Origin of the sequence: Arthrobacter sp. UNCCL28, assembly GCF_900102805.1 — a bacterium.
GTDB classification, from domain to species: Bacteria; Actinomycetota; Actinomycetes; order Actinomycetales; family Micrococcaceae; genus Arthrobacter; species Arthrobacter nicotinovorans_A.
In genome coordinates, this window is the sequence record NZ_FMWE01000002.1 from 834128 (window position 1) to 859398 (window position 25271).

Genomic DNA, 25271 nt, shown 5'->3' on the forward strand with positions numbered 1-25271 from the left:
TCCAGCTTATGTGGCGGGATAATGAATGACATGGCCAAGACACCAGCCCAGCGCATCAAGAAGCACGGAGCAAAGGCAGTGGTTCCCGACCACACGCTGCCTCCCGTGATCAACACCACCACCGGGCGCACACCGCAGAAGGCGCAGAGCAACTCCAAGCTCATCGTGATCGCGGGCGTGGTGGTCAGCTTGTTCCTGTTCTGGTACCTGCACCTGCTCACCTTGAACCAGATGACGCAGCTCTCCGGCGGATTGGCCATGCCGGATTCCCTGATCGGCGGGTTCTCGCAGGACTACATCAGCCAGCTTCGCGGGGCCATGGACGAGTCCGCCCGCGGCCAGCTCAACTACGTGCACAAGACCGCAGGCACCCTGTTTCCCCTGATCTTTGGATTCAGCTGGCTCCTGTTGATCGGCACCAATGTGGCGCGTAAGTCGTGGCGCTGGGCCATGTGGGCTGCTCCCCTGCTGTTCGCTGTGGCCCACTTGTGGTCCAACGTGGCCATTGATTCGATGCTGGCTACCGAAACGCCCGACGCCGGTTCGGTGGCTTTGGCATCGTCGCTGACGGTTGGGTCGTGGGTGCTGTTTTTGGTCAGTCTCCTGTGCGGCGTGCTGGCTGTATTTGTGGGTCGGAAAAGCGCAAAGCCCTCCTGACACGTAGTCCCCGCACCCGTACCCGCCCGACGCACCACTTGTTCGCCAGCACCGCACCCCTACCCGCCCGGCGCACCACTTGTTCGCCAGCACCGCACCCCTACCCGCCCGGCGCACCAGAGCTTACGGGCGCGATCCGCGGCAAAGGGTGCAGCACCCCAAACTCCGCCACCGCACCCCTACCCGCCCGGCGCACCACTTGTTCGCCGCCACCGCACCCCTACCCGCCCGACGCAGCACTTGGTCGCCGCCACCGTACCCCTACCCGCCCGGCGCACCACTTGGTCGCCGCCACCGTACCCCTACCCGCCCGGCGCACCAGAACTTACGGGCGCAATCGGCGGCAAAGGGTGCGGGACAGGCCAAGAAAATTCAGCGCGAACCTACCCGCTGCCTGGCAATGTGGGCTTTCCGTTCCGTCTGGACACGCTGGGCGATCACCAAACCAGCCGCAGCCAACCCGATCGTTACCGGGTACCCCATGAAGCGCTCCAGCAGGCCGGGCAAGGGCACCTCCATCCCGGTGATTCCGCCGATGATGAGCGCGCCGATGCTGACCAGGCCGCACACGCCCAGGAACCAGCTCATGGGTGTCTGCCGGAACCACAGGATGCCCAGCAACAGCAGTGCGAATCCGCCGCCGATGAAGAACATCAGGGCGCCGGCAAAATGCCATGGCGAGTCGAGGTCTTCGGGAACCAGGCCAACAATGATGGTCCCTACACCGGCTACACCAGTGAGGATTCGAATGGCCACCGCCAGGATCCACGGGACCGTCAGCACCCGGGCCGACTCACTGCCAACAGAACCACCGGAACCAAACGCACCACCCCCAACAGACCGGAAACGCCGGGCAGCAACACCGGGCTTCGCCGCGACGCAGAGGAGGCCCGCGGTCAGGAACAGGGCGCCCAGGACCAGCGCCAATCCCTGGACCACGAACGAGGCATTCATGAGCACGTGCAATGGCGAGCAGACTGCCCGTTCTGCATACACGCCGCACGAGACCGCTCCGAGGTCGCTGATGTATCCGGTGGCCCGGCTGTAGGGCTCCGGTCCGGCCCACGCTTGTATGACGGCCGCCTCGGCCACGAAGTACTGGACAACGCTCAGCTGCGCCCAGCCGCCGATGTTGGCCCTGATGTTGCGGACATCGGGAAAGAACGATCCGGCCTGCGCCGGTGCAGAGGAGGGCCCAGTCATGCTCGCCAGCCTAGCGGTGTTCGGGCAGCGCCCCGGCAGCTTGTATGCTTGTAGTCGTGTCCGGGCCCTCGAGCTCCAGCAGTGGGATTTTAGAGTCATGGACATACAGGCCCTCGTAGCTCAGTGGATAGAGCACGGCTCTCCTAAAGCCGGTGTCGTTGGTTCGATTCCAATCGAGGGCACTTGAATCACCAGCTACCCGCCCAGGACTTGCAGGCCTACCTGGCCGGCAGCTGGAGTGTGGAGCGGACACTCCTGGACCGTGCCTCCGGTACCAACGGAACCTTCACCGGCGTCGTGCGTTATTCCCTGAATCCCGACGGCGGACTGGACTACCGCGAAGACGGAACCATGCAATGGCCCACCCATTCAGGGCCGGCTTTCCGTGAGTATGTCCTCAAACCGGGCGCCACCGCAGACTCGATGGACGTCTTCTTCCCCGATGGCAGGCCGTTCCACAGCATGAGCTTCTCCGAACGGGGCAACCAGGACAAGCACTGGTGCGACCCCGACGACTACCACGTCAGCTATGTGTACCAAGGTCCGGATTCGTTCAGCTTCACCTGGGACGTGCACGGCCCGGCAAAGGATCTCCTGCTCGAGTCGCACTTGGTCAGGATCGACGCCGGGAGGCAAGAGTGACCACTACGGACCTCATCGTTGTCAGCGCCGTGTGCGTGTACAACGCCGAAGGGCACCTGCTGACCGTCCGCAAACGCGGAACGGATAAGTTCATGCATCCCGGCGGCAAGCCCGAACAGGGCGAGACCGCGGCGGAAGCGGCCTCACGGGAACTGCAGGAAGAAGTAGGCATCGAGGTCAGCCCCGGGCAGCTGGAGTTGCTGGGCGTCTGGCTCGCCGTGGCTGCCAATGAAGCGGCCACCACCATTGAAGCCACCGTTTTCACCGCCCCCGGCACCTGGGAGGCGCACCCCTCGGCGGAGATCGCAGAGATCCGCTGGCTGGACCTCAACGGCCCGTTGCCCGAGGACCTGGCGCCCCTGCTGACGGACCACATCATCCCGCTGCTGAAGTAGCTACAGTTCCGGGACGGCTTCCTGTGCCACCGCTGTGGCCTCCGCGAACTGCGTTTGGTAGAGCTCCGCATAGCGCCCGTCCGCGGCGAGCAGTTCAGTGTGCGTGCCCCGCTCCACAATCCTGCCGTCCTCCACCACCAAAATGGCGTCGGCGGCGCGGATGGTGGACAGCCGGTGGGCAATCACGACGGCGGTGCGCCCCTCGAGCGCCTCGCCCAGGGCCGCCTGGACGGCGGCTTCGTTGGTGGAATCCAGTGCTGCCGTGGCTTCGTCGAGGATCACAACCCGGGGCTGCTTGATGAGCAACCGGGCAATGGTGAGCCGTTGGCGTTCACCGCCGGAGAGCCGGTAGCCACGCTCCCCCACCACGGTTTCCAGGCCATCCGGCAGTGACCTGATCATGGGTTCAAGGCGTGCACGCCGGAGCACATCCCACATGTCGTCCTCGGTGGCGTCGGGACGGGCCAGGCGCAGGTTGGAGGCGATGGTTTCGTGGAACAGGTGGCCGTCCTGCGTCACCATGCCCATGGTGTCGCGGAGCGATTCAAAGCTGAGGTCCCGGACATCAACACCCGTTCCGGACTGCTTTCCGCCAAGCCGCACAGCCCCGGAGTCGACGTCGTACAGGCGCGAAAGGAGCTGGGCCACCGTGGACTTGCCTGCACCGGAAGAACCCACCAGGGCAACGGTCTGGCCCGGTTCAACCCGGAAGCTGAGTCCGTGCAGGACTTCCTCACCACCGCGGGTATCGAGGGTGGCGACGTCCTCCAGGGAAGCCAGCGACACCTTCTCGGCCGAGGGGTAGGAGAACCGGACGTCGTCGAATTCCACGGCAACCGGTCCCGCAGGAACCGATACGGCGTCCGGCTTTTCAGTGATGAGCGGCTTCAGGTCAAGAATTTCAAAAACCCGCTCGAAGCTCACCAGCGCGCTCATGATTTCCACACGGGCGTTGGACAGGGCTGTGAGGGGCGCGTAGAGCCGTGTGAGAAGCAGCGCCAGGACCACGACGTCACCCGGGGCCAGCTGCCCGCCGAGGGCCAGCCAACCACCCAGCCCGTAGACCAAGGCAAGGGCGAGGGCCGAGACCAGTGTCAGGGCGGTGACGAACGTGAACTGCAGCATGGCGGTCCGGATTCCGATGTCCCGCACCCGGCCTGCGCGGTCAGCGAATTCACGGGATTCCTCATCCGGGCGGCCAAACAGCTTCACCAGGGTGGCCCCCGGGGCGGAGAACCGCTCGGTCATCTGCGTGCCCATGGCGGCGTTGTGCGCGGCGGCCTCACGGCGGAGGTCAGCCAGCTTGGAACCCATCCGCCGTGCCGGGATCAGGAAGATCGGCAGCAACACCATGGCCAGTACGGTCACCAGCCAGGAGGTGTTCAACATGACCACAAGAGTCAGCGCAAGGGCCACCACGTTGCTGACCACACCGGAGAGCGTGCCGGCAAATGCGGACTGCGCTCCGATGACGTCGTTGTTCAGGCGGCTGACCAGGGCGCCGGTCCGGGTCCGGGTGAAGAATGCGATGGGCATGCGCTGGACGTGGTCAAACACCCGGGTCCGGAGGTCCACAATGACGCCCTCGCCGATGATCGAGGACAACCAACGGGTCAACAACCCCACGCCCGCTTCACCCACAGCGACGATGGCGATCAGGACTGCGAGCCAGATGACCGTGCCCACGCCTGCGTTGGCGATGATGGCATCCACCACTTGCCCGGCCAGGACCGGAGTAGCAACAGCGAGGAAAGCACCCGCGATCGATGCGATCACAAAGGCGATGAGCTTGCCTTTATGCGGGGCGGCAAAGGCCATGACCCGTTTCAGGGTTTCCTTGGAAAACGGCTTGGATCCGCTCTTGGCTGTAGTGATGTTGTACAGCGAGCTCCAGGCCACGCGGTCCATGCTCATGGGTTATTTCTCCTGGCTTGGGGTGTGGTGCAGTTCCTGGACCTGGCCGTTTTCCAGGTGCCAGCGTGAATCGAGCCGGACGTTTTCCAACAGCCGGCGATCGTGGGTGACCAGCAGCAGCGCGCCTTCATAGCTCTCCAGCGCCTCTTCGAGTTGCTCGATCGCGGGGAGGTCAAGATGGTTTGTGGGCTCGTCCAGCACCAGCAGGTTCACGCCACGGGCCTGCAGCAACGCCAGGGCCGCGCGTGTCCGCTCCCCCGGGGACAACGAGTCCACCGTGCGCGAGGTGTGGTCGGCTTTCAGCCCGAATTTCGCCAACAGCGTCCGCACATCTGCGCTGTTCCAGTCCACCAGGACCGCTTCGACGGCGTCGCCAAGCGTCTGCCCGCCGTCGAGCAATCCGCGTGCCTGGTCGATTTCACCGATGGCCACTGAGGCACCCATGGAGGCATCGCCGTCGTCCGGCGCCTGTGTCCCCAGCAACAGCCGCAGCAGCGTCGACTTTCCTGCGCCGTTGGGTCCTGTGATGCCAATCCGTTCGCCGCCATTGAGTTGCAGGTTCACCGGTCCCAGCGTGAAGTCGCCTTGACGGGCGACGACGTCACGCAAGGTAGCGACGACGGCACTTGAGCGCGGTGCCTGGCCGATGCTGAACTGCAGCTGCCATTCCTTGCGGGGCTCCTCCACCTCGGTGAGCCGGGCAATGCGGGACTCCATTTGGCGGACTTTCTGGGCCTGCTTCTCGGAGGACTCGCTGCTGGCCGCCCGGCGGATCTTGTCATTGTCCGGGTTTTTCTTCATGGCGTTCCGGACGCCCTGGGAACTCCACTCCCGTTGGGTGCGTGCGCGGGAGACGAGGTCAGCCTTGGTGTTGGCGAACTCGTCGTAGCGTTCACGGGCATGGCGTTTGGCCACGGCGCGTTCTTCGAGGAAAGCCTCATAGCCGCCGTCGTACACAGCCACCGAGTTCTGGGCCAGATCCAGTTCCACCACAGTGGTGACGCAGCGGGCCAGGAATTCACGGTCGTGGGATACCAGCACCACGCCGCCGCGAAGGCCCTGGACAAAGGCCTCAAGGCGGGCCAGTCCTTCAAGGTCAAGGTCGTTGGTGGGTTCGTCAAGGAGGACCACGTCAAAACGGCTGAGCAGCAGGGCAGCCAGAGCCACGCGTGCTGCCTGCCCGCCGGAAAGCCCCGTCATGAGGGCATCGGCGCCCACTTCGAGTCCGAGGTCCGACAACACAGCCGGTATGCGGTCCTCAAGGTCCGCCGCACCGGAGGCCATCCAACGGTCGAAGGCCAGGGAGTAGGCGTCATCGGCTCCAGGAGCCCCGGAGCCAAGGGCTTCTGCGGTGGTTTCCATTTCCACTGTGGCCTGGGCGCAGCCTGTCCGGCGCGCAATGTAGGCCGCAACGCTCTCGCCGGCGGTCCGCTCGTGTTCCTGGGGAAGCCAGCCCACAAAAGCGTCCGACGGCGCAAGGCTGACGCTGCCGGCCTGGGACTGGTCCACGCCTGCAAGGATGCGGAGCAGCGTGGACTTCCCGGCCCCGTTCGCGCCCACGACACCCACAACATCGCCCGGAGCAACGGTCAGGGAGAGGTCGGAAAAAAGTGTGCGATGGCCGTGGCCACCGGCAAGGTCCTTGGCCACCAAGGTTGCTGTCATGTGTCTATCCTCCAGCAGGGAAACGCAGGAATTCAGGCCGCGATTCCCGCAGGCATGGAAAAACCCGTTGGTCCGGACTTGGGGGGTGTACGGACCAACGGGTTCAAGCATCAAGCATAATTCAATGTGGCGTCAGCGTAAAATCGTTTCGTACTCCCACTTACGGCCTGCTCCTGTCCTGCCCCGCGACCCGTCCCGGAAAGTTACCCATGCCCTTACCGTCCAAGGCGTTCCAGCGCTGGCTTCACGGCGTCGCGCCCGATGCCAGCACAGCTGATGTCTGCCGGATTGCCGGCATCAAAAGGACAACACTGGCCCAGCAGCTGGTCCGCGGCAAGGTTGCTGAATCAACGCTCGTGAGCATCAGCCGTGGGTTCCATGTGGATCCCGTGCATGCCCTGGCCACCTTCGACCTTTACGCCGACCTCCGCGGCGGACCCGTGCCGCCCACCCCCTGCGAACTGGTCAGCCAGGTGGCCACGATTGATCTGCTCCGGGCAGTAGTGGAACGCAGCGAGCCGGGCACTGCCGCGGCGGCCCCCCTCTCTGAACCACCGCACCCTACGTCGGTGCGGAACTGGGTGGACGCAATCGACGACGGCGAGTTGCGGCACCGGGTCAGTGAAGCCACCGGGATCGCGCCACAGAACTTCTCAGCGCATCTGACGGCCAACAGGCTTCCCCCTGAACTGGCCATCGCCACCTCCCGGGCTGCCGGCGTCGGACCCGCAGGAGGACTGGTGGCCGGAGGACTGGTCACCGAGGCAGAAGCCGGGTGGGCACCGAATGCCCGCCGGGAAGCGCTGGACCGAATGAGCCAAAGCGCGCTGGTCACCCTGGCCGGCGAGCGGCTCCTGGCGATGGGAAAGACCCTCAAACGCCAGGAACAAGACCACGAACGTACAGAACGAATTTGGGAGAACCTCGGATGACGGCCGTCCTGCCCTGGATAACGCTGGTTGTCTGCCTGGCCATCACTGTGGCGCGGATACCCAGTGCACTGCGCGGGGAGAACAGGGTGGTCTTCTATATTTTCGCCCTGATCTCCTTGAGCATCTTCATCAGCATCGAAGCGCCATACCTGGTCCTTGACGGCTGGCTTGGCGGGATGAACGTATGCAACCTGGTCCTGCGCTTCCTGCTGTATGCGACGTTCTTCCTCATGGGCATCAAGATCGCCACCGCGTTCGGATCGCCCTCTGCCGTCCGTGCCATCCGCGGTCCCATTGGCCTCACGGTCGCGGCAATCGTGGCCGTCCTGACCGTCTACTTCTTCGTTGTCACGGACACCCGGGGTTCTTCGGCCGGCATGAGCGGTCTGACATGGGGCCCCTCCTTGGAGGCCTATGCCTTCATGGGCCGCTTCTACCCAGGTTTCGTCGCTGCCTGTTTGGTTCCCGCAATCTGGCGGACGGTGGTCAGCGCCGCCCCGGTGTTGCTCCGGGTGGCTTCGGCACTGTTGCTCCTGGGATTGTGCCTGCTCCTGCTCTCCCAATTGTTCCCGTTGATCCCCTTCTCGGAGGCCTGGCTGCGGGTCCTCATCAACTACTCCGCAGCCATGGCCACGGCCCTTGGGCTGGCCGGAATCTGGTTCTCGAAGGCGTATTCGCGACGAAAACGGCGTCTCGCAGCGTAAGACTTTCACAAAAGCATTAGATCGTGGCACAATCATGAATGTGTGAACACGGTTGCAGCCTGACACCGGAATCAGAGAACGGGTTTCCGGTGGATGTGGCGCCCATGGGATCACAATTGGGGGGATGAGTGGTGGCGGGCTGTTGGGGACCGCCCCCACTCAGCCTTTTTAACGCCCCGTTGCGGCCCACCGGAAGCCCACACCCAGCAAGGCTCCTTACGGTGGCTAAGATGGCTCCATGAACAGCCTTCGCACCCGCCGCTCCATCATCGCCGCCACTTTGGCCTCGGCCGCCCTCGTGCTCACAGCGTGCGGTGGAGGTTCAACTCCCGCGCAGTCAGGTGGAGACACGTCCCTCTCGGACGTCAAGTCCAAGGGCGAACTGGTGATCGCTACCGAAGGCACGTACCGCCCCTTCAGCTTCCACGCAGAAGGCGCCGGCGACCTCACCGGCTTCGATGTCGAAGTGGCCCAGGCAGTAGCCGGAAAGCTCGGCGTCAAGGCTACCTTCCAGGAGACACAGTTCGATGGCATCTTCGCCGGACTGGACTCCAAGCGCTTCGACACCATTGCCAACCAGATTTCCATCAATGACGAACGCAAGGCGAAGTACGAGTTCTCCACCCCCTACACCGTCTCCACGGGCGTGGTGGTAACCAAGTCGGACAACTCCAGCATCAACAGCTTCGCGGACCTCAAGGGCAAGACCACCGCCCAGTCGCTGACCAGCAACTTCTACAAGATGGCTGTAGAAGCAGGCGCCAATGTCCAGGCCGTGGAAGGCTGGGCGCAGTCCGCGACGTTGGTTCAGCAAGGCCGCGTGGACGCGACCGTCAATGACAAACTCACGTACTTGGATTACGCCAAGAACACCCCGGATTCCGGCCTGAAGGTCGCTGCGGAGGCACCTGACAAGACCGAAAGCGCGCTCGTCTTCCGCAAGGGTACAACCGAGCTCACCTCTGCCGTGGACAAAGCACTGGCTGACCTCCAGGCAGATGGAACCCTGGCGAAGATCTCCGAAAAGTACTTCGGCGCGGACGTCACCAAATAGATGAACTGGGACCTCATCTGGAGTTCCTTCGGCCCGCTCATCACCGGGGCCGTCACGGGGACCATTCCCCTGACCCTCGCCTCATTCGCCTTCGGCCTGGTGCTCGCCTTGGTGGTGGCACTGATGAGGCTGAGCCCCAACTGGCTGCTCTCCGGAATCGGCCGTTTCTATGTCTCCGTCATCCGTGGCACTCCCCTGCTGGTCCAGCTGTTCGTGATTTTCTTCGGCCTGCCCAGCATCGGCGTCAGGCTTGATCCCTGGCCAAGTGCCATTATCGCGTTCTCCTTGAACGTGGGCGGCTACGCGGCGGAGATCATCCGGGCAGCCATCCTGTCCGTGCCCAAAGGCCAGTGGGAAGCCGGCCACACCATCGGCATGTCCCGGCCGCAGACGCTGGTACGCATCATCCTCCCCCAGGCAGCCCGGGTCTCGGTTCCCCCGTTGTCCAACACCTTCATCTCCCTGGTGAAGGACACCTCGCTGGCGTCCTTGATCCTGGTCACCGAACTGTTCCGCAATGCCCAGCAGATCGCTGCTTTCAGCCAGGAGTTCATGGCCCTGTACCTGCAGGCGGCCTTGGTGTACTGGGTCATCTGCCTGGTCCTTTCCACGGCGCAGTCCGCCGTGGAAAGGAGATTGGACCGCTATGTCGCCCACTGACGAAACACTCCCCGCCACAGTGCTGCAAGCCCGCAACCTCGCGAAGGCTTTCGGCAGCAACGTGGTGTTGCGGGACATCGACATCGATATCCGCCGCGGGCAGGTGGTGGCACTTATCGGTCCTTCCGGCTCGGGCAAGACCACCGTGCTGCGTTCGCTGAACGGCCTGGAAACCCCCGACGCCGGCACCGTCACCTTCGGGGGCAGCGACGGCGGCGCAGGGCTGTCGATCGACTTCAACGCGAAGGTGGGCAAGAAAGAGATCGCGGATTTGCGTGACCGCAGCGCCATGGTCTTCCAGCACTACAATCTCTTCCCGCACATGACGGTGCTGAAAAACATCACCGAGGGCCCCATCCAGGTCCAGAAAAGGCCACGAGCCGAGGCCGTTGCCGAGGCGGAACGGCTTCTGGAGCGGGTGGGGCTGGCCGATAAGCGCGATGCCTACCCCTTTGAGCTCTCCGGCGGACAGCAGCAACGCGTGGGCATCGTCCGGGCCCTGGCGCTCAAGCCCCAGCTCCTGCTGTTCGATGAACCCACCTCTGCGCTGGACCCCGAACTGGTAGGGGAAGTCCTGGGAGTCATCAAGGAACTCGCCGAAGAGGGTTGGACCATGGTGATCGTGACCCACGAACTCGCCTTCGCCCAGCACGTGGCGGACGAAGTAATTTTCATGGACGGCGGCGTGGTGGTCGAACGCGGTCCCGCTGCAGATGTCCTGAGGGCACCCACGCAGGAACGCACCAAGCTTTTTGTGAAACGGCTCCAGCACGACGTCTAGGAGGCTCAAGGAAATGGGGGAAGAGACTTTGGACGCAACACCCGAAACCGGCCGCAGGAAGTCGCGGCGTACCATCATCATTGCCGCGGTGGTCGCCGCAGTGGTTGCGGCAGGCGGGCTCGGCACTTGGTTTGCGCTCTCCCGCCCGGCAGGTGTCCAGCGCGCAGATGTTGTCCGTTTGGATAAGGAGCGGGCAATTCTGGACAACTCGATGAATCTCTACGATCCCCTGTTCAACCAGTTTTCGGTCCGCTACTCAAGCGTGATGACCGAAAACGCGGAGCAGGAGGAAAAGGAGAAGGTCCTCAACCGGGATGGTGAGCGCCTGAAACGCGAGTCACGGACCAACCTGGACCGGCTGGATCGGATGGCGTCCTCGCCGGCAGTCCAGGAACAGGAAATCGGGGACGCCTTCAACCGCTTCAAGGAACAGTACGGCGCCGTGATCGCCTATAACGACCAACTCGTGGTCGATACGTCCAACATCAACGAATCCATCGGCGGTCCCTGCGCGCCGCTGCACTCCACGCTGAACGTTGGCGCTGAGTCGTACTCCGCGGATTACGTCAAAGGCGCCGATGAGTGCCTTGCTGCGATGGGCACCGCCAAGGACGGCACCGATGCTGAAACAACCGAACTGCTGACGGCGGTGGAAGGCATCATTCGCGGACAGCGGGACAAGCAACAGGAAGTCCTGGACAGCAAGGACGACCTTGAGCGGCTGGCCAAGCGCACTCTGGCCGGTGTAGCCATGCTGGACATCAACGATGCCCTGTCAGCGGCACAGACCAAGTATGAGAGCGCCATGAAGGAGAAGTACAACCAGTTGGTGGCCAACGCCAACGAATCCAACAAAGCGCTCGAAAGTGCCCTCAAGACACGCACTGACCAGTTTGATGCTGCAGGCAAGGACGGGAAATAGGCCATGACTTTTGAATCCGGTCCCGCCCAGCCTGCCCCTCAACCCGATCCCGCCCAGCCGCCGGTGCCCAGGAAGCGCAGGCTTGCTCTGATCCTGGTTTCCAGTGCTGTTGTTCTGGTGATCATTGCCGTCGCGGCGGTGATCGCTGTGGCGCACTTCTCCGGGCAGCAACGCAAGGAAAACCTGCAGGCCCTGAAGGACGGACACCTAACGGCATTGGTGGACGCGCGGGGCAAGCTTCAGCCCGCTGCCAACGCCTACCTGGCTGCATACAAGAAAGCCCGGAACGCCCCCGCCTCCCAGGAGGAAGCGGAGAAGAACTCCGCAAAAGAGCGGGACGCGTTCCAGCAGGCCGTCAATGACGCCCGTGCGGCCCTGTCCACGGTCAAGAACGCCCAGTCCCCCGCCGATGGCGGTGTCGGCGTCGCCGTGGGGCAACTGGAAGAGTCCTACCAGGGCTTCATCGACCACATGGAAGGACTGGTGGAGTCATACCCGCAGTTTGAAGGCCTCTTCAGGGAAGACGGAGCCGGCTGCAACGGCTTGTTTGTTGGCTCCAAAGCCGCCACCCTTCGTGAACGCCAAACACTGCTCGGCCAGGCCGCAGGTCCCTGCCGGGAAGCGGTGGACCAACTCAAGGAATCCAAGAACGTGGCCTACGTCGAGTTTGCCCGCACATTGGGCAACCGGGTGGCACAGCTTGAATCGAACGCCGAGATCACGGCAAAGTCCGAAGAGAACTACAACGAATTCGTGAAGATCAAGGATCAGATGACCCAAAAGGTCGACGACGCCACCGCCCGCAATGCCTCCGATGAGGAATTCCGCAAGATTGCCGACGAGCTCAAGGTCCTCAACACCCGTATCCGGAACAACAGGTCGGAGTTCGACTTCGCTGCCAAGCGCTACCTGTCCGGTGTCAAGGAAATGCCGACTCTGGTCGAAGAAGTGTTCTCCAAGAAGATTCCGGCCGAAATCAAGAGCTACGAATCCGTGATACCCCTGCGGACCCAGATCTTGAAGGACGCAGTGGACGTCGAGTTGGTCGAATAGGCACCGGCAACACGAACAAACGCCGACGGCATTGCAGGATTTCCCCGCAATGCCGTCGGCGTTTTGCTGTCTCTTGGGATCAGCGCGCGAAGCGCAAAGTGACCAATTGGAACGGACGGAGCACCAAGTCCACCGCCGAGTCCTCCCCGGCAGTGACTCCAGGAGCTTCTGCAGCCCGTTCCAGCAGATCCGTGGCCATCACGCCGGTGGTCTTGAAACCGGGCCGGAGAGTGGCAGCTGAGCGCTCACCAAGGGATTCGTAGAGCCTGACGATCACATCGCCCGACCCATCCTCGGCCAGCTTCACCGCTTCGACCACAATGGCCGGGTTCGAGACCGACACCAGAGGATCAACCCCGTGGCCGCCGGTCACGAACCGGGGCTTCAGGTTGGTCCGGTACCCCTCTTCGACGGCATCGGAGATTGCAGCTCCGGGCCTGATGGAAACCTCCAACGTGTGCTCCCCCCTGTCTGCTTCAGGGTCCGGGAACCGGGCCGAGCGCAGCAGCGAGGTGCGGATCGTCGTCGTGGTTCCGCCGTCGGTGCGGACGGCCCTGGTGACGTCGTGCCCGTAGCTGGAGGAGTTGCTGACGGCCACGCCATAACCGGGCTCGGCAACGTGGATCCAGCGGTGTGCACAGATTTCGAACTTTGCAGCTTCCCAGGACGTGTTGGTGTGCGTCGGCCGGAAGACGTGGCCAAACTGTGTCTCCGACGCCGAACGATCAGCCCTCACATCCAGCGGGAAGGCGATCTTCAGCATCTTTTCGCGCTCCTGCCAGTCCACCGTGGTGGAGATTCCCAGTGACTTGGCACCGGCGTCGAGCGTGATGCGCTGCGTGATGGTGGAGGCGCCCACCTTCCGTTGGACCACCACGACGGCGCCGGCCGGCGTACGTTCGAGATCGATGGTGTCCGCGTGCGTCAGCTGCGTGACGTTGCGGCGGTAGAACTCTTCGATGTCCCACGCATCCCATTCGTTGGGAGTGTCCCGGAACAACTCCAACAGGTTGCCGGCCTCCCCGGGGGCTATGGCGTCTCGACCGCTGGCATGGTCCACCAGTGAGGTGAGCAGCCCGTTCCCGTCCAGCACCGCGCGGACGATGCCGTTGTCCAGCACGAAGCCCTCGCCCGGGTCCTCCACCTGGACGCCGGTGCCGTGTCCGCCGGTTTCGGCGATCCCCAATGCCGGCACGCCGCTGCGCTGATGCGGTGCGGCGTTGAGCAGGTAGCTGGTGCTGCCGGTGCCTACCAAAGCCTGGGCTGCTTCACCGATGATGGCCTCGAGGTCTCGGGCAATGGCCTCGTAGTTGCGCTCGGCGTCCTGATGGACCCAGGCGATGGAGCTGCCCGGGAGGATGTCGTGGAACTGCTGCAGGAGGACCAGTTGCCAGAGCCGCTTCAACTCCTCGCGGGGATAGGTGTAATCCGTACCGAGACGAACCGCTGCGGTGGAACACCACAACTCCGCCTCCCGCAGCAGGTGTTCGCTGCGACGGTTGCCACGCTTGGTCTTGGCCTGGCTGGTGTACGTTCCGCGGTGCATTTCCAGGTACATCTCGCCCACCCAGACCGGCAGGTTGGTGTACTCCGCCTCGGCTTGGGTGAAGAAGTCCTTTGCGGTGCCCATCCGCACCTTCGGGGATCCTTCCAAATCCGCCGTGCGGTGCGCGGCCGCGACCATCTCCCGCGTAGGTCCGCCGCCGCCGTCGCCGTAGCCGAACGGCACCAGTGACATGGTGCCACGGCCGTGGTCCCGGTAATTTCGTTCTGCGTGGGCCAGCTCGCGGCCGTGCAGTTCAGCGTTGTACGAATCCACCGGCGGGAAGTGCGTGAAGAGCCGGGTGCCGTCAATTCCTTCCCAGGAGAAGGTGTGGTGCGGCATCCTGTTGACCTTGTTCCAGGAAATCTTCTGGGTGAGGAACCAGCGCGAACCGGCCTCTTTCACAATCTGCGGGATGGCACCGGAGTAGCCGAAGGAGTCAGGAAGCCAGGCCTCCTGGCATTCGACGTCGAACTCCTTCAGGAAGAAGCTCTTGCCTTCCACGAACTGGCGCGCCATGGCCTCGCCGCCGGGCATGTTGGTATCCGATTCCACCCACATGCCGCCCACGGGGATGAACTGGCCGGCCTTGACTTTCTCGCGGATCCGGACGAAAAGCTCGGGGAAGTACTCCTTTATCCACGCCATCTGCTGCGCCGAGGAGCAGGAAAACACAAAGTCGGGATCTTCATCCATGAGCGCCACTACGTTGGAGAACGTCCTGGCGCATTTGCGGATGGTCTCCCGGACCGGCCACAACCAGGCAGAGTCGATGTGGGCATGGCCAGTGGCAAGGAGTTGGTGGGCCGAGGCATAGGCGGGCCGGCACAGCACTTCCTTCAAGGCCTCACGGCCGGCCATCGCTGTTCCGGGAACGTCGTCCGGATCCATGATGTCCAGCATCCGCTCCAGGGCCCTGAGGATTTCATGCCGGCGGGGAAGTTCGGTGGGGAGTTCATGCATGAGTCCGCTGAGCGTCCAGATGTCCTGGTTCAGTTCCCACACGGTCTCGTTCAGCTCTGCCATGGCGATGCGGCCCAGGCGGTACCGGGGATCGTCGCCGGAGGTGGCTTTGTCTCCGAGCGGGGTGGGAGCAAAGGACCAGCCCTGGGCAACGTCCGGGTTCGCGGCCGCCTCGACGTAAAAATCCACCGAGTGTCCGCCGCCCAGCAGTTTGAGGGGGACGTGGTAATTCCGTGGCGAGATCGCCTTGATGATGCTGCCGTCAGCCCGCCACGCAGTGCCTTCGCATTGGAAACCGGGGACGTCGCTGTTGAAGCCGAGGTCCACGATGATCTCCACGGACGTGGAGTCAGCCATGCCCCAGTCCTGCGGGACTTCACCCTGCAGGTGCAGCCATTTGGTGCTCCAGGCCTTTCCCCATGCGGCTCCGTGCTCCTGGGGGGTGAAGAGCTGGCGCACGGCCTCCGATGCCGGCACAGGTTCGCCGGGTACCTCCCAGCTGCTGAGCTGTAGCGGTATTGCCCTGCCGTAAATGGCCGGAAGAATGCGTTCCCGAACGAATCGATCGAGGCGCTGTTCAGTGATCCGGCGGTCGTCGTGCAATTAATTCCCCTTTGGGCTTTAGCTGGATATCACGAATGGTTCACGCACCTGGGTGCATGCCCGCGCGGCAGTTCTGGGTTCGCTACGCTTCCAATCGATGGATAAAATCTACGTTGTTCCAGCTCAATAGCCAAGTGATCGGCCGCTATCCCCCACGGACAGCGCTTCCGGTTGGGCGGGTTCTGCAATGATCCTGTCCCGGCCTGCGTAGACGTTGAGACTGTGCCCACGGCTGAAACCGGCCAGGGTAATCCCGCTCTCCTCCGCCAGCTCAGCGGCCAGGCTTGAGGGCGCACTGACCGCAGACAGTACCGGAATGCCGGCCATGGCCGCCTTCTGGACCAGCTCGAAGGACGCCCTGCCGGAGACCTGGAGGACTGTCCCCTTCAGCGGCAACATCCCTGCCCGCAGCGCCCAGCCCACTACCTTGTCCACCGCGTTGTGCCGGCCAACATCTTCGCGAAGGCACAGCAATTCGGAGGTGCCGTCGTCGTGGATCCTGAAAAGGCCCGCGGCGTGGACGCCGCCCGTTTTATCGAAAACGGCCTGGGCCTCCCTGAGCCGGTCCGGCAATGCGGCGAGCGCCCTGACCGGTACAGTGACGTCGTCCTCCTTGGGGCTGTGATGCGAGGCTTTGCGGACTGCGTCAATGGAGTCCGTACCGCAAATTCCGCACGAGCTCGATGTATAGACGTTGCGGCCGGTATCGGGCCGTTCCACATCGGGCCGGAGTTGGGCGTCCACCACGTTGAAGGTCTGGACGCCGTCCTCGTTTTCCCCGGCGCAGAAGCGCTCCGAGATCAGTTGGGAGGGTTCCCAGATGATGCCCTCAGAGACCAGGAATCCGGCCACGAGGTCAAAGTCGTCTCCCGGGGTCCGCATGGTCACGGAGAAGGACATCTCGCCCAAGCGGATTTCCAGGGGTTCCTCCACCGCGAGTACGTCTTCCTTGAAGCGGACCGGATGCTCCAGTGCTTGCGGCGAGCCGTCCAGGACAAACTTATGCACCTTTCGGCGCTGCGTTACGCGTCCCACGTCAGGATCCGTCCTCCTCTGTTTTGACGAAACGTACTGTCATGGCCTTGTAGCCGGGGGTGTTGGATTCCCTGGCCACCAGTTCGCGGTGCACCAGGGCGTTGGCCTCCGGGAAGTAGGCTGCGGCGCACCCCTTGGCGGTGGGGTACTCAACCAGCCGGAACCTGTTGGCCCGCCGCTCCGTCCCGGCGAACGTGGAGATGACATCCACGAGGTCGCGGTCCTTGAACCCGAGTTCGGCCAGGTCTTCAGGGTGGACCAGGATGACCCGGCGGCCATCAGAGATCCCGCGGTACCGGTCGTCCAGTCCATAGAACGTGGTGTTGTACTGGTCGTGGCTGCGCACCGTCTGCAGGATCAGGTGGCCTTGTGGGGCCTGGAGGTACTCCAGTGGTCGCACCGAGAACCGCGCTTTGCCGATGTCCGTGGCGAACGTCCTGGTGTCCCGGGGCGGGTTGGGCAGCACGAAGCCGTTCTTGGTGCGAACCCTCGTATTGAAATCCTCGAAGCCCGGTATCACCCGGGAGATGTGGTCCCGGATGACGTCGTAGTCTTCAGCCATGGCACGCCAGTCCACGCTGTGCTCATCGCCCAGGGTCGCCTGCGCCATGCGGGCTACGATCACCGGTTCGCTGAGCAGGTGCTCCGAGACAGGTTCCAGTCTTCCCTGCGTTTTATGGATGACGGACATGGAGTCTTCCACCGACAGGAATTGCTTGCCTTTGGGGTGTTTGTCATCCGTGTCAGTCCGGCCCAGCGTAGGCAGGATCAGCGACGTTTTGCCGTGGACCACATGGGCCCTGTTGGGTTTGGTGGAGATATGGACGGTCAGTCCAGCGGTCTTCAGGCCCTCTTCCAGGGCTGCGGTGTCCGAGCCGGCGGCTGCAAAGTTCCCGCCCATGGAGACGAAGACATCCACCTCACCCTTTTCCAGGGCGTGCTGGGTTTCCACGGAGTCATATCCGTGATCGCGCGGCATATGGAAACCGAATTCCTGGTCCAGCGCTGCCAGGAACGATTCCTTGGGTTTCTCCCAGATCCCCATGGTGCGGTCGCCCTGGACATTGGAGTGTCCGCGGACGGGGCAGGCTCCGGCGCCACGCTTGCCGAAGTTCCCTTGAAGCAGCAGCAGGTTGATGATTTCACGCAGGGTATCCACCGAGTGCGGCTGCTGTGTCAGTCCAAGGGCCCAGCAGATGATGGTTGCCTTGGAGGCAGCCATCATTTCTGCTGCCTTGGTAATTTGCCTCCGCGTCAGGCCGGTAGCCCGCTCGGTCTCGGCCCAGTCCAGGACCGCACGGGCTTGGGTGTAAGCGGCAAACCCTTCGGTCTGCTGCTCAATGAAGGAATGGTCGACGACGGTGCCCGGGTTGCGCTTCTCTTCCTCCAGGAGCAGGTGGCCCAGTGCCTGGAACAGCGCCAGGTCCCCACCGACCTTGATCTGCAGGAATTCATCCGCGATGGTGGTGCCACCGCCGATAACGCCATTGAGGGACTGGGGGTCCTTGAAGTTCAGCAGGCCCGCCTCGGGAAGCGGGTTCACGGCGACGATCTTTCCGCCGTTGTTCTTGCAGTCCCGCAGTGCAGACAGCATCCGGGGATGGTTGGTTCCCGGATTCTGTCCCACCACCAGGACCAGTTCGGCGTGGTGGATATCCTCCAGCGAGACTGTGCCCTTGCCGATTCCAATGGTGGGGTTCAGTGCGCTGCCGGACGATTCATGGCACATATTGGAGCAGTCGGGCAGGTTGTTGGTGCCCAGGCTTCGGGCGAACAACTGATACATGAAGGCGGTCTCGTTGGCTGTTCGGCCCGAGGTGTAGAAAACGCACTTGTCCGGAGTGGTGGCGTTGATGTGCTCACCGATCAAGGCGAAGGCGTCGGTCCAACTGATGGGTGAGTAATGCGTGTCCCCGGGCCTGATGACCACGGGCTCGGACAATCTTCCCTGGCTTCCCAACCAGTACTCGGTCTTGTCTTCGAGATCCGCCAGGGAGTGCTTCGCCCAGAATTCGGCGCCTACCGTGCGGGTGGTGCTTTCCTCGGCGATCGCTTTGGCGCCGTTCTCGCAAAATTCGGCGGGGCTCCGCTTGCCCGTGATGGATTCAGGCCACGCACACCCCGGGCAATCAAAGCCGTCATGCTGGTTCACCCTGAGCATGGAACGGACCGTGCGGGCTACTCCGGCCTGGGCGTAACCGCGTTCAAGGGCCACCGTGACAGCTTTGAGGCCGGCAGCGGCTTGTTTGGGCGGGTGGATTTGCAGGTCATCTTCATTGATGTCCTGTTCGGGAGCATGCCTGTTCATATGTCCATCATTGCACTTTGTGTGAGCCTGTTACCTGGTTCGCCGCAGCGCCGGCCAGTACAGCCTTCAGGCGTCGAGCGCGCTCCAGTCCACCGGCCCGGAGGGAGCCTTCTTCGCTTGCCGTGTGGCGGCCTTGCGGGGCTGGTCTTCCGGGGGCTTTGGCTGGGGCAACGGTTTGCCCCAGGGCAAGGCAAACGCAGGGACCAACTCCCCCAGTTGGACTCCGTGGGGTGGGACCACCATGACCCCGTCCGCAGCGGCCAGGCCCCGCATCATTCCCGGTCCTGCGTGCTGCGCCGGCGAGGCCAGGCCATACACCAGCTTGAACGGCATCAGCCGGGTCCGGCCGGGATCGGCCTCGAGCATTGCGCCGCACGGTACCTCACCCACCTGGGGCGGCTTCCGGTGGCCCAACGCAGCAAGCAATGGAGCGCCCACCGTGAACAGCGCCATCATCGCGGCAAGTGGATTTCCAGGCAGGCCCAGGACAAAGCGGCCATCGGGCAACTCGGCCAGTACGGCGGGGTGGCCGGGTCGCATCGAAATACCGTCGATCAACAGCCGGCCACCCAGTTCAGCCACCGCTCGGCGGAAATGGTCAGTCCCCGACCGGCCTGTACCGCCCGTAGTGATGACGACGTCGGCCGGGGGTTCGGCTTCTTCATCGGAGCCAGCCGCGAGCTCGTCCACGGCAGGCTCACTCTCCTGGAGGGCGGCAATCCACTCCTCATAGTTATCGCCCACCCGGAGCTGCTCTCCTGCTATGCCGCCCAGGAGCTCTACAACGGCACCCAACTGCGGACCAAAGGTGTCGCGGACCTGTCCGGGCAGCGGGATCCCCCGTTCCACAACCTCGGAACCTGTCAGCAGGAACCTGACCAACGGTTTGCCGAGAACCTCTACATGGTCCAGTCCGGCCAGTGCAGCCAAAGCGATGTGGGCTGGATTGAGTACCGTTCCAGCGGTCAGCAGGATCTCCCCCTCGGCAGCCTCCTCCGCGGCTTTGCGGATGTGCTGGCCGTTGCGGGGTTCACCGGGCTTGGCGGCGCCGCCCAAAGCCAGGACCGGCAGGCCGTCGTCGTCGGTGGTGATGACGCCACTCTCGCTGCGCAGCACGGCCTTGGCCCCCGGCGGGATCAGGCCACCGGTCACAATGGGGCTTGCCTGGTGCGGGGCAAGCCTCTGGCCGGGTTCGCTCAGGATCCACGGACCACTTCCGTTGACGGCCCAGCCGTCCATGGCCGACGAAGCGTAGTGGGGCATGTCCTGTACGGCCAGGGCATCGGCTGCAAGGGTGCGGCCCAGCGCCGAGGTGAGCGGCACGGGGCCTGGTGGAATGGGAGCGGCACACTCAAACGCGCGCTGGCGGGCCTCCTGCCAGGTGTGCGCTGCGTGATGGCCCTCGGCAGGGGCCTGGGTCATTCGGCGTCAGCCTCGGACTCCGAGTACTCCTTGGCAACTTTGCGGGCCAACTCCAGGGCCGCGTTCATGGACGCATCATCGCTTGCCTGGCCAATGCCGCGGGCCATGCCTGCCGCATAGCCGGCAATGAACGTGGTCAAAGGCGCAGCGGGACGGACCACTGAATGCGCTGCCACTCCGGCTACGGCGAGTACTTCATTGACGTCCACCTCAACGCCTTCAAGCTCAAATGCCTGCAGCAATGTGCGGCACCAATCCTCGAGCGTCTCTTCCTGGCTCTTCACGTCCGCCTCCAACTTGTAGTCAATGCCCAGGGCCGCAGCGTCCTCCCACGTATCCACGTCATCCGTGGAGCCAGCGGGGACAGCAACGTCCAGCAGGTTCAGCCTAGCAAGCAGCCGGAACACAGAAGAGTCCGCCAGACCGGCACCTTGGGATGCTACGGCTGCTTCACGTTCCAAGGCTGCAGTGTCGTAAGCACCCAGGAGGGGTTGCTTCCGCCCGTCCACGGAAACGGCCATGGCACCCTCAACGCCCGGGTGGGCGGCCAGTGCATCCCACAAAGCGGAAACTCCGCGGGACGCATGCGGCATGTCGCAGGCAAGGACCAGGGTCCACCGGGCGCGGGAACGCCGGCTTTGCAGCGCCGCCAGTCCGGCTGCGATTGCCGCTGCCGGCCCGGCAAACGCCGGCTCCTCGCGGGCATGCAGCACTTTCACTGGGAGCGGCACACCGCCCGCTACCGGAACATCGGGGCCTACCACCACCACGGCTGAAGCACCCCGGGCAGCCTGCAGGGCATGCGAAAGGAGCGTGGCGCCGTCGTACGTCAGCGATGGTTTAGGCACGCCACCGAGGCGGGTGGCCCTGCCACCCGCCAAAATCACGGCATTGAACTCCATCCGCCCAGAGTACCCGGACGTCCGGAGCTCAGCAGAAATCGATCAGGCAGCGGATTCCGGCAACAGGAACGGGTCCCAGTCCGGCGCAGGTTTCTCGAGTTCCTTGATCTGCCACATGGTCCCCTGGGGCACACCGGGTTTGAAACGGAGTTTCCAACCCATCTCGGCCAGTGTGTGGTCGCTCTTGGCGTTGTTGCATTTCAAGCACGCCGCAACCAGGTTTTCCCAGGAATCCGCGCCGCCCCTGGACTTGGGGTGGACATGGTCAATGGTGTGGGCTGTTTTCCCGCAGTAGGCGCAGCGGTGGCCATCGCGGCGCAGTACCCCGCGCCTGCTCACGGCGGTGATCTTGTTGTACTGGGGACGGATGTAGCGGTTGAGGAGGATCACGGATGGTCTTCCGAGAACTTCCTGTGGCCCGACGACAGGCTCGTCGCCTTCGGCCACCACGCTTGCTTTCCCAGTCAGCACAAGGACCAGCGCCCGGCGGAAGGTTATTACCGCCAGCGGTTCATATCCAGCATTCAGAACGAGTGTGCGCATGCACGTACCTCTTCACGGCCGCACCCGTCAGGGGCACGAGGGCCGGCTGCCCTCTGCATGTACGGGCTGTGGATCGACAAGATAAGGGTAAGCACTTGTATGCCGTATCAACGAATTTATATGTGCTTTCGCCCACAGTGTCGCCCAGAGTTCATGCGTCGTTAGCGGAACCGGCGTCCGATCTGCCCCCTGAACATCCGATGTGGCCCCTAGGCAAACAATCCGCGGTTAAACAGAACACCCCGCGGGCCGTAGCCTGCGGGGTGTCCTGGAATAGCGAAGGGCTGGATCAGCCGTTGACCCGAATGAAGACCGGGCCGGAGCCGACGTTGACGCTGAACAGTGCCGTGGTGGATCCGTTCCATCCACCGTGGACTGCCTGGCCGTTGCCGACGTAGACAGCAATGTGGGCCTGTCCGGCCAGACCGCCGTTGGCGTAGTAAGCGAGGTCGCCCGGCTGTGCTTCCGCTGCGCTGACGGTGCGGCCAAGGGAGAGGTAGCCGGCCGGCCAGTCGTGGAAGTTGATGCCGACCGCTGCCAGGGAGTTGGTCACCAGCATGGTGCAGTCCTGGGTTACACCAAGCTGTGCGTACGCGGCTGCGGCGATTGCGGCACCAAGGCCACTGGCAGCGGCGGGAGCCTTAGCCGCAGGAGCCGAGGTGTTGACGGCCAGCGTGGCGTTTCCGCCTGTTGCCGTGCTTGCCGCCGGCTCCTTGGTTTCAGCCTTCGCGGGAGCCTTCTTCTCTACGGGAGCCGGAGCCTGCACCGTGGTGACCACGGGGCGTTCGTAGGAGATGGCAACCGTGGAGTCTGCAGCGATGGTGGACTGCACAACCGACTGGACGTCCAAGGTAGACGTCGAGGTGGATTCACGGTCCACTTTGGTCTCGGCAGCGTTGGCTGCGACACTGCCGGTCAGGACCAGGCCTGAAGCTGCGGCAATGACGGCTGCCTGTCGGCCCACGCCGCCGGCGTTTTCACTGACGGCCTTGGCGATCACGGCAAGCGAGCTGGTCTTGGGGGCCTCAGCGCGATGCCGTGCAACCTTGTGTGCACTGGTCATGGTTTTCTCTTTTCGTATCCGCGTGCAGTTGGGGTACACGCGGCTCATTGGCGCGCCGGCACTTGGGGGCATGCCGGCGAACCCCGAATCGGTTTGTTTCTAGCGGAGGGTGAAGAAGGAGGAGGTGCCCGTGGAGGCAGCCGAGTGCAGGAGCGTGCCCTGTCCCGGGTTCAAGGCGCTGATCATCATTCCGTTGCCCACGTAGATGCCTACGTGCGCTCCACCGTTCTGCATGACCAGGTCACCGGGGGCAGGGGTGCTGGTGGGCTTCATGGCCGTCCAGGCGTTGACGCGCGGGATGCTGATGCCGGCCTGGGCGTACACCCACTGGGTGAATCCGGAGCAGTCCCAACCGTTGGGGGTGGTGCCGCCCCAAACGTAAGGGTGCCCGATGCCGGTGTAGGCGATCGCGGCGAGGCCGGAAGCGGCGGCGCTGGAAGCAGCATCCTTGGCTTCGGTGGACTTGGCGGTCACAGCACCTGCTGTGGCCTGGTCGCCGGAGGCCGAGGTGCGTCCGGTGGTCTGGGAAGCGCGCTGGACAACCTTGGGAGCTTCCTTCGTGGCCACTACGGGGCTTTCGAAGGAGACGGTTGCCGTGGGCTCCGCGGTGACTACCGCAGTGGTGACCATCTGCTGGGTGCTGGAGGCTTCCGACTTTGAAACATCGGTGTCTGCTGCCTGGGCCGGCAGACCAACGCTGAGGACGAGACCTGAGGCTGCTGCCAGGACGACAGCCTGGCGGCCGACGGTACCGGCGTTGGATGAAACAGCCTTGGAAAGCGAGTTCAAGGGGTTCGTACGAACCGATTCAGCGCGATGGCGCGCAGGGGTAGTGCGTGATGACACGTAGGTAGCCTCTCCCAATGCCTGCGAGGTGAGCTGTCGGATTCGGATGGGAGTCATCCGGCCGCGCTGCTTCAAGGAAGCTTTTGCGACTTAACCCCAAGGTCTTCTCACGAAGACCAGAAGTGGTTCCCCCGCCCCTGCCAGACGATTTATGCGAACGGACCTTGAGTAGTGGCAGAGCTAGGCAATCCACTCAAGTGCACCGGCCCCCTAAAAAGCCGATGCGCTTTGTACGGTACAACAGTTGAACGCGAATGTCACATTCAGGTCACGAGGCGTGTCACGAATGCGAGAGACGACCATCAAATGGACTAAAGCCAGCCCATGGGGTCAACAACTTCGCCGTTGACCTGTACTTCAAAGTGGAGGTGGCAACCGGTGGAGGCGCCAGTGGTACCGCTGAGCGCCACGGTGTCGCCGCGGGTGACCGTCTGGCCCACCTTGACGGTGAAGGACGACAGGTGGTTGTACGTGGTCTCGAGGCCGTTGCCGTGGTCGATGACCACGCGGTTGCCTCCGCCGTACTCGTGCCATCCGGCGAAGGTGACCTTGCCGGATGCCGCTGCATGGACGGCCGTGCCGCACTGCGCCACAAAGTCCTGGCCGCGGTGGAAGTCACCGGAGCCTCCCGTGAGGGGACTGACGCGGTAGCCGAACGGTGACGCTGTGGTCAGCGTGTCGAGGGGGCTGGCCATGGTGCCTGCAGAGGAGGCACGCTGGATGCTGCCCGCGGACTGGGCGCTGAGCAGTTGCTTCAACTTGCCGTCGGGGTCGGCAGCCGTGGCAACCGCTGCCCGGCTGAAGTCGATTTTGGCCGATGCGGCCGCGGAGACCTCCGGCTGGCTGCCACCGGATACTGCCAGGGCAGACTCGGTCTGGCCTGACTCCGAGGTGGCCATGACGGGGCTTGTGGCCGGCAGACCGACAGTCAAGGCCAGGCCGGTGGCGGCAAGCGCAACTCCGGCCTTTTGCCCGACGCCACTGGCTGCAGCGAAGTCGGCAACCTGGCGCAACGGGCTCTTACGGCGGCGAACCTGGCGTTCGGTGTCGCGTGGCCGGATCTCCGATACGACGCGGGCTGGCCGCAGCTCAGCAGCGGGGCCCGACGCGCGGCGACGGCCCCTGACGTTCTGCGTTGTCAAACTCTATTCCTCTCTAAAAAGCCTGCGAAGTTAGCTGTCGGATTCGGGTCAGAGAGTTTCAAGACCCGGCCCGCACGAAGCGCTCACGGCACACAGGTATCCCAGGAGGTACATGCGTTAATGGGCACTTCTGCTGCGGACTTCACCCCAAGGCTGCTTCTTTAGACAGCCGCTTGTGGTTCCCCCGCCTCTGCCAGTGGTGGATGGCACACCTGTTCCGCTGGCAGAGCTCGGCTCCGGAACAGGTAACGCTTTGGTATCAGCGCTAGTAGATAACTATAGGGGATTAAGGCCCGCAGTAATAAATTCGTTATCAACA

Annotated in this window: 22 protein-coding genes, 1 tRNA gene and 2 riboswitches; of the genes, 11 read left to right on the forward strand and 12 right to left on the reverse strand. The window is 63.6% G+C overall.

Features of this window, described 5'->3' with window-relative positions; all coding sequences use genetic code 11:
* Nucleotides 1–30: 30 nt before the first annotated feature.
* Nucleotides 31–657: a hypothetical protein gene (locus tag BLQ01_RS08350; protein ID WP_091551063.1), complete on the forward strand. Its 627-nt coding sequence runs from the start codon at nucleotides 31–33 to the stop codon at nucleotides 655–657.
* Nucleotides 658–1029: 372 nt separating this feature from the next.
* Here BLQ01_RS08350 and BLQ01_RS08355 read toward each other — a convergent pair whose 3' ends face one another.
* Nucleotides 1030–1860, reverse strand: coding sequence for a DUF998 domain-containing protein (locus BLQ01_RS08355; protein WP_091551064.1), 831 nt, complete (start codon nucleotides 1858–1860; stop codon nucleotides 1030–1032).
* A gap of 109 nt (nucleotides 1861–1969) precedes the next feature.
* Here BLQ01_RS08355 and BLQ01_RS08360 point away from each other — a divergent pair.
* The 3 genes from BLQ01_RS08360 to BLQ01_RS08370 all read left to right on the forward strand — a co-directional run bounded on the left by BLQ01_RS08360 (nucleotide 1970) and on the right by BLQ01_RS08370 (nucleotide 2897).
* Nucleotides 1970–2042: transfer RNA gene (locus BLQ01_RS08360), tRNA-Arg, on the forward strand.
* A 1-nt stretch (nucleotide 2043) separates the two neighbouring features.
* On the forward strand, nucleotides 2044–2502 hold the full coding sequence (locus tag BLQ01_RS08365) for a DUF6314 family protein (protein ID WP_091551066.1): 459 nt from the start codon (nucleotides 2044–2046) through the stop codon (nucleotides 2500–2502).
* Nucleotides 2499–2897: an NUDIX hydrolase gene (locus tag BLQ01_RS08370; RefSeq protein ID WP_026548292.1), complete on the forward strand. Its 399-nt coding sequence runs from the start codon at nucleotides 2499–2501 to the stop codon at nucleotides 2895–2897. Before BLQ01_RS08365 ends, BLQ01_RS08370 begins: the two co-directional genes overlap by 4 nt.
* On the opposite strand, the gene BLQ01_RS08375 is transcribed toward BLQ01_RS08370, so the two are convergent.
* Together BLQ01_RS08375 and BLQ01_RS08380 are read right to left on the reverse strand one after the other, a co-directional pair.
* Nucleotides 2898–4811 (reverse strand): ABC transporter ATP-binding protein, encoded by a 1914-nt coding sequence (locus tag BLQ01_RS08375; RefSeq protein WP_026543196.1) that lies wholly within the window; start codon nucleotides 4809–4811, stop codon nucleotides 2898–2900.
* 3 nt (nucleotides 4812–4814) lie between these two features.
* Nucleotides 4815–6476: an ABC-F family ATP-binding cassette domain-containing protein gene (locus BLQ01_RS08380; protein ID WP_091551178.1), complete on the reverse strand. Its 1662-nt coding sequence runs from the start codon at nucleotides 6474–6476 to the stop codon at nucleotides 4815–4817.
* Nucleotides 6477–6685: 209 nt separating this feature from the next.
* On the opposite strand from BLQ01_RS08380, the gene BLQ01_RS08385 reads away from it, so the two are divergent.
* The 7 genes from BLQ01_RS08385 to BLQ01_RS08415 all read left to right on the forward strand — a co-directional run bounded on the left by BLQ01_RS08385 (nucleotide 6686) and on the right by BLQ01_RS08415 (nucleotide 12582).
* On the forward strand, nucleotides 6686–7408 hold the full coding sequence (locus tag BLQ01_RS08385; protein WP_091551067.1) for a hypothetical protein: 723 nt from the start codon (nucleotides 6686–6688) through the stop codon (nucleotides 7406–7408).
* Complete coding sequence (locus BLQ01_RS08390) at nucleotides 7405–8112, forward strand: hypothetical protein (RefSeq protein WP_091551069.1); 708 nt, start codon at nucleotides 7405–7407, stop codon at nucleotides 8110–8112. The genes BLQ01_RS08385 and BLQ01_RS08390 overlap by 4 nt, the downstream gene beginning before the upstream one ends.
* Nucleotides 8113–8350: 238 nt before the next feature.
* Nucleotides 8351–9166, forward strand: coding sequence for an amino acid ABC transporter substrate-binding protein (locus BLQ01_RS08395; RefSeq protein WP_091551071.1), 816 nt, complete (start codon nucleotides 8351–8353; stop codon nucleotides 9164–9166).
* Nucleotides 9167–9826, forward strand: a complete 660-nt coding sequence (locus BLQ01_RS08400) for an amino acid ABC transporter permease (protein WP_026548287.1) — start codon at nucleotides 9167–9169, stop codon at nucleotides 9824–9826.
* Nucleotides 9813–10607, forward strand: a complete 795-nt coding sequence (locus BLQ01_RS08405; RefSeq protein WP_091551072.1) for an amino acid ABC transporter ATP-binding protein — start codon at nucleotides 9813–9815, stop codon at nucleotides 10605–10607. The genes BLQ01_RS08400 and BLQ01_RS08405 overlap by 14 nt, the downstream gene beginning before the upstream one ends.
* Nucleotides 10608–10620: 13 nt before the next feature.
* Entirely contained in the window at nucleotides 10621–11529 is a 909-nt protein-coding gene (locus BLQ01_RS08410; protein WP_091551074.1) for a hypothetical protein, read from the forward strand.
* 3 nt (nucleotides 11530–11532) lie between these two features.
* Entirely contained in the window at nucleotides 11533–12582 is a 1050-nt protein-coding gene (locus BLQ01_RS08415) for a hypothetical protein (protein WP_091551076.1), read from the forward strand.
* Between the two features lie 79 nt (nucleotides 12583–12661).
* Here the strand turns inward: BLQ01_RS08415 and BLQ01_RS08420 are convergent, their stop codons facing one another.
* The 9 genes from BLQ01_RS08420 to BLQ01_RS08460 form a co-directional block, all read right to left on the reverse strand.
* Entirely contained in the window at nucleotides 12662–15691 is a 3030-nt protein-coding gene (locus BLQ01_RS08420) for an alpha-mannosidase (RefSeq protein WP_091551077.1), read from the reverse strand.
* Nucleotides 15692–15814: 123 nt separating this feature from the next.
* Complete coding sequence (fdhD, locus tag BLQ01_RS08425) at nucleotides 15815–16726, reverse strand: formate dehydrogenase accessory sulfurtransferase FdhD (RefSeq protein WP_091551079.1); 912 nt, start codon at nucleotides 16724–16726, stop codon at nucleotides 15815–15817.
* Between the two features lies 1 nt (nucleotide 16727).
* A complete protein-coding gene (locus tag BLQ01_RS08430; RefSeq protein ID WP_026548282.1) occupies nucleotides 16728–19034 on the reverse strand; it encodes an FdhF/YdeP family oxidoreductase in 2307 nt (768 codons plus the stop codon).
* A gap of 66 nt (nucleotides 19035–19100) precedes the next feature.
* On the reverse strand, nucleotides 19101–20456 hold the full coding sequence (locus BLQ01_RS08435; protein WP_091551080.1) for a molybdopterin molybdotransferase MoeA: 1356 nt from the start codon (nucleotides 20454–20456) through the stop codon (nucleotides 19101–19103).
* Complete coding sequence (locus BLQ01_RS08440; protein ID WP_091551082.1) at nucleotides 20453–21358, reverse strand: NTP transferase domain-containing protein; 906 nt, start codon at nucleotides 21356–21358, stop codon at nucleotides 20453–20455. Before BLQ01_RS08440 ends, BLQ01_RS08435 begins: the two co-directional genes overlap by 4 nt.
* Nucleotides 21359–21400: 42 nt before the next feature.
* Nucleotides 21401–21901, reverse strand: a complete 501-nt coding sequence (locus tag BLQ01_RS08445; RefSeq protein ID WP_026543209.1) for an HNH endonuclease — start codon at nucleotides 21899–21901, stop codon at nucleotides 21401–21403.
* Nucleotides 21902–22190: 289 nt separating this feature from the next.
* Complete coding sequence (locus BLQ01_RS08450) at nucleotides 22191–22964, reverse strand: NlpC/P60 family protein (RefSeq protein ID WP_091551084.1); 774 nt, start codon at nucleotides 22962–22964, stop codon at nucleotides 22191–22193.
* A gap of 99 nt (nucleotides 22965–23063) precedes the next feature.
* Nucleotides 23064–23810 (reverse strand): C40 family peptidase, encoded by a 747-nt coding sequence (locus BLQ01_RS08455; RefSeq protein WP_238325003.1) that lies wholly within the window; start codon nucleotides 23808–23810, stop codon nucleotides 23064–23066.
* Between the two features lie 4 nt (nucleotides 23811–23814).
* Nucleotides 23815–23983: riboswitch (cyclic di-AMP (ydaO/yuaA leader) on the reverse strand.
* A gap of 138 nt (nucleotides 23984–24121) precedes the next feature.
* Nucleotides 24122–24952, reverse strand: coding sequence for a M23 family metallopeptidase (locus BLQ01_RS08460; RefSeq protein WP_091551085.1), 831 nt, complete (start codon nucleotides 24950–24952; stop codon nucleotides 24122–24124).
* Between the two features lie 4 nt (nucleotides 24953–24956).
* A riboswitch (cyclic di-AMP (ydaO/yuaA leader) is annotated at nucleotides 24957–25198 on the reverse strand.
* Between the last annotated feature and the right edge of the window lie 73 nt (nucleotides 25199–25271).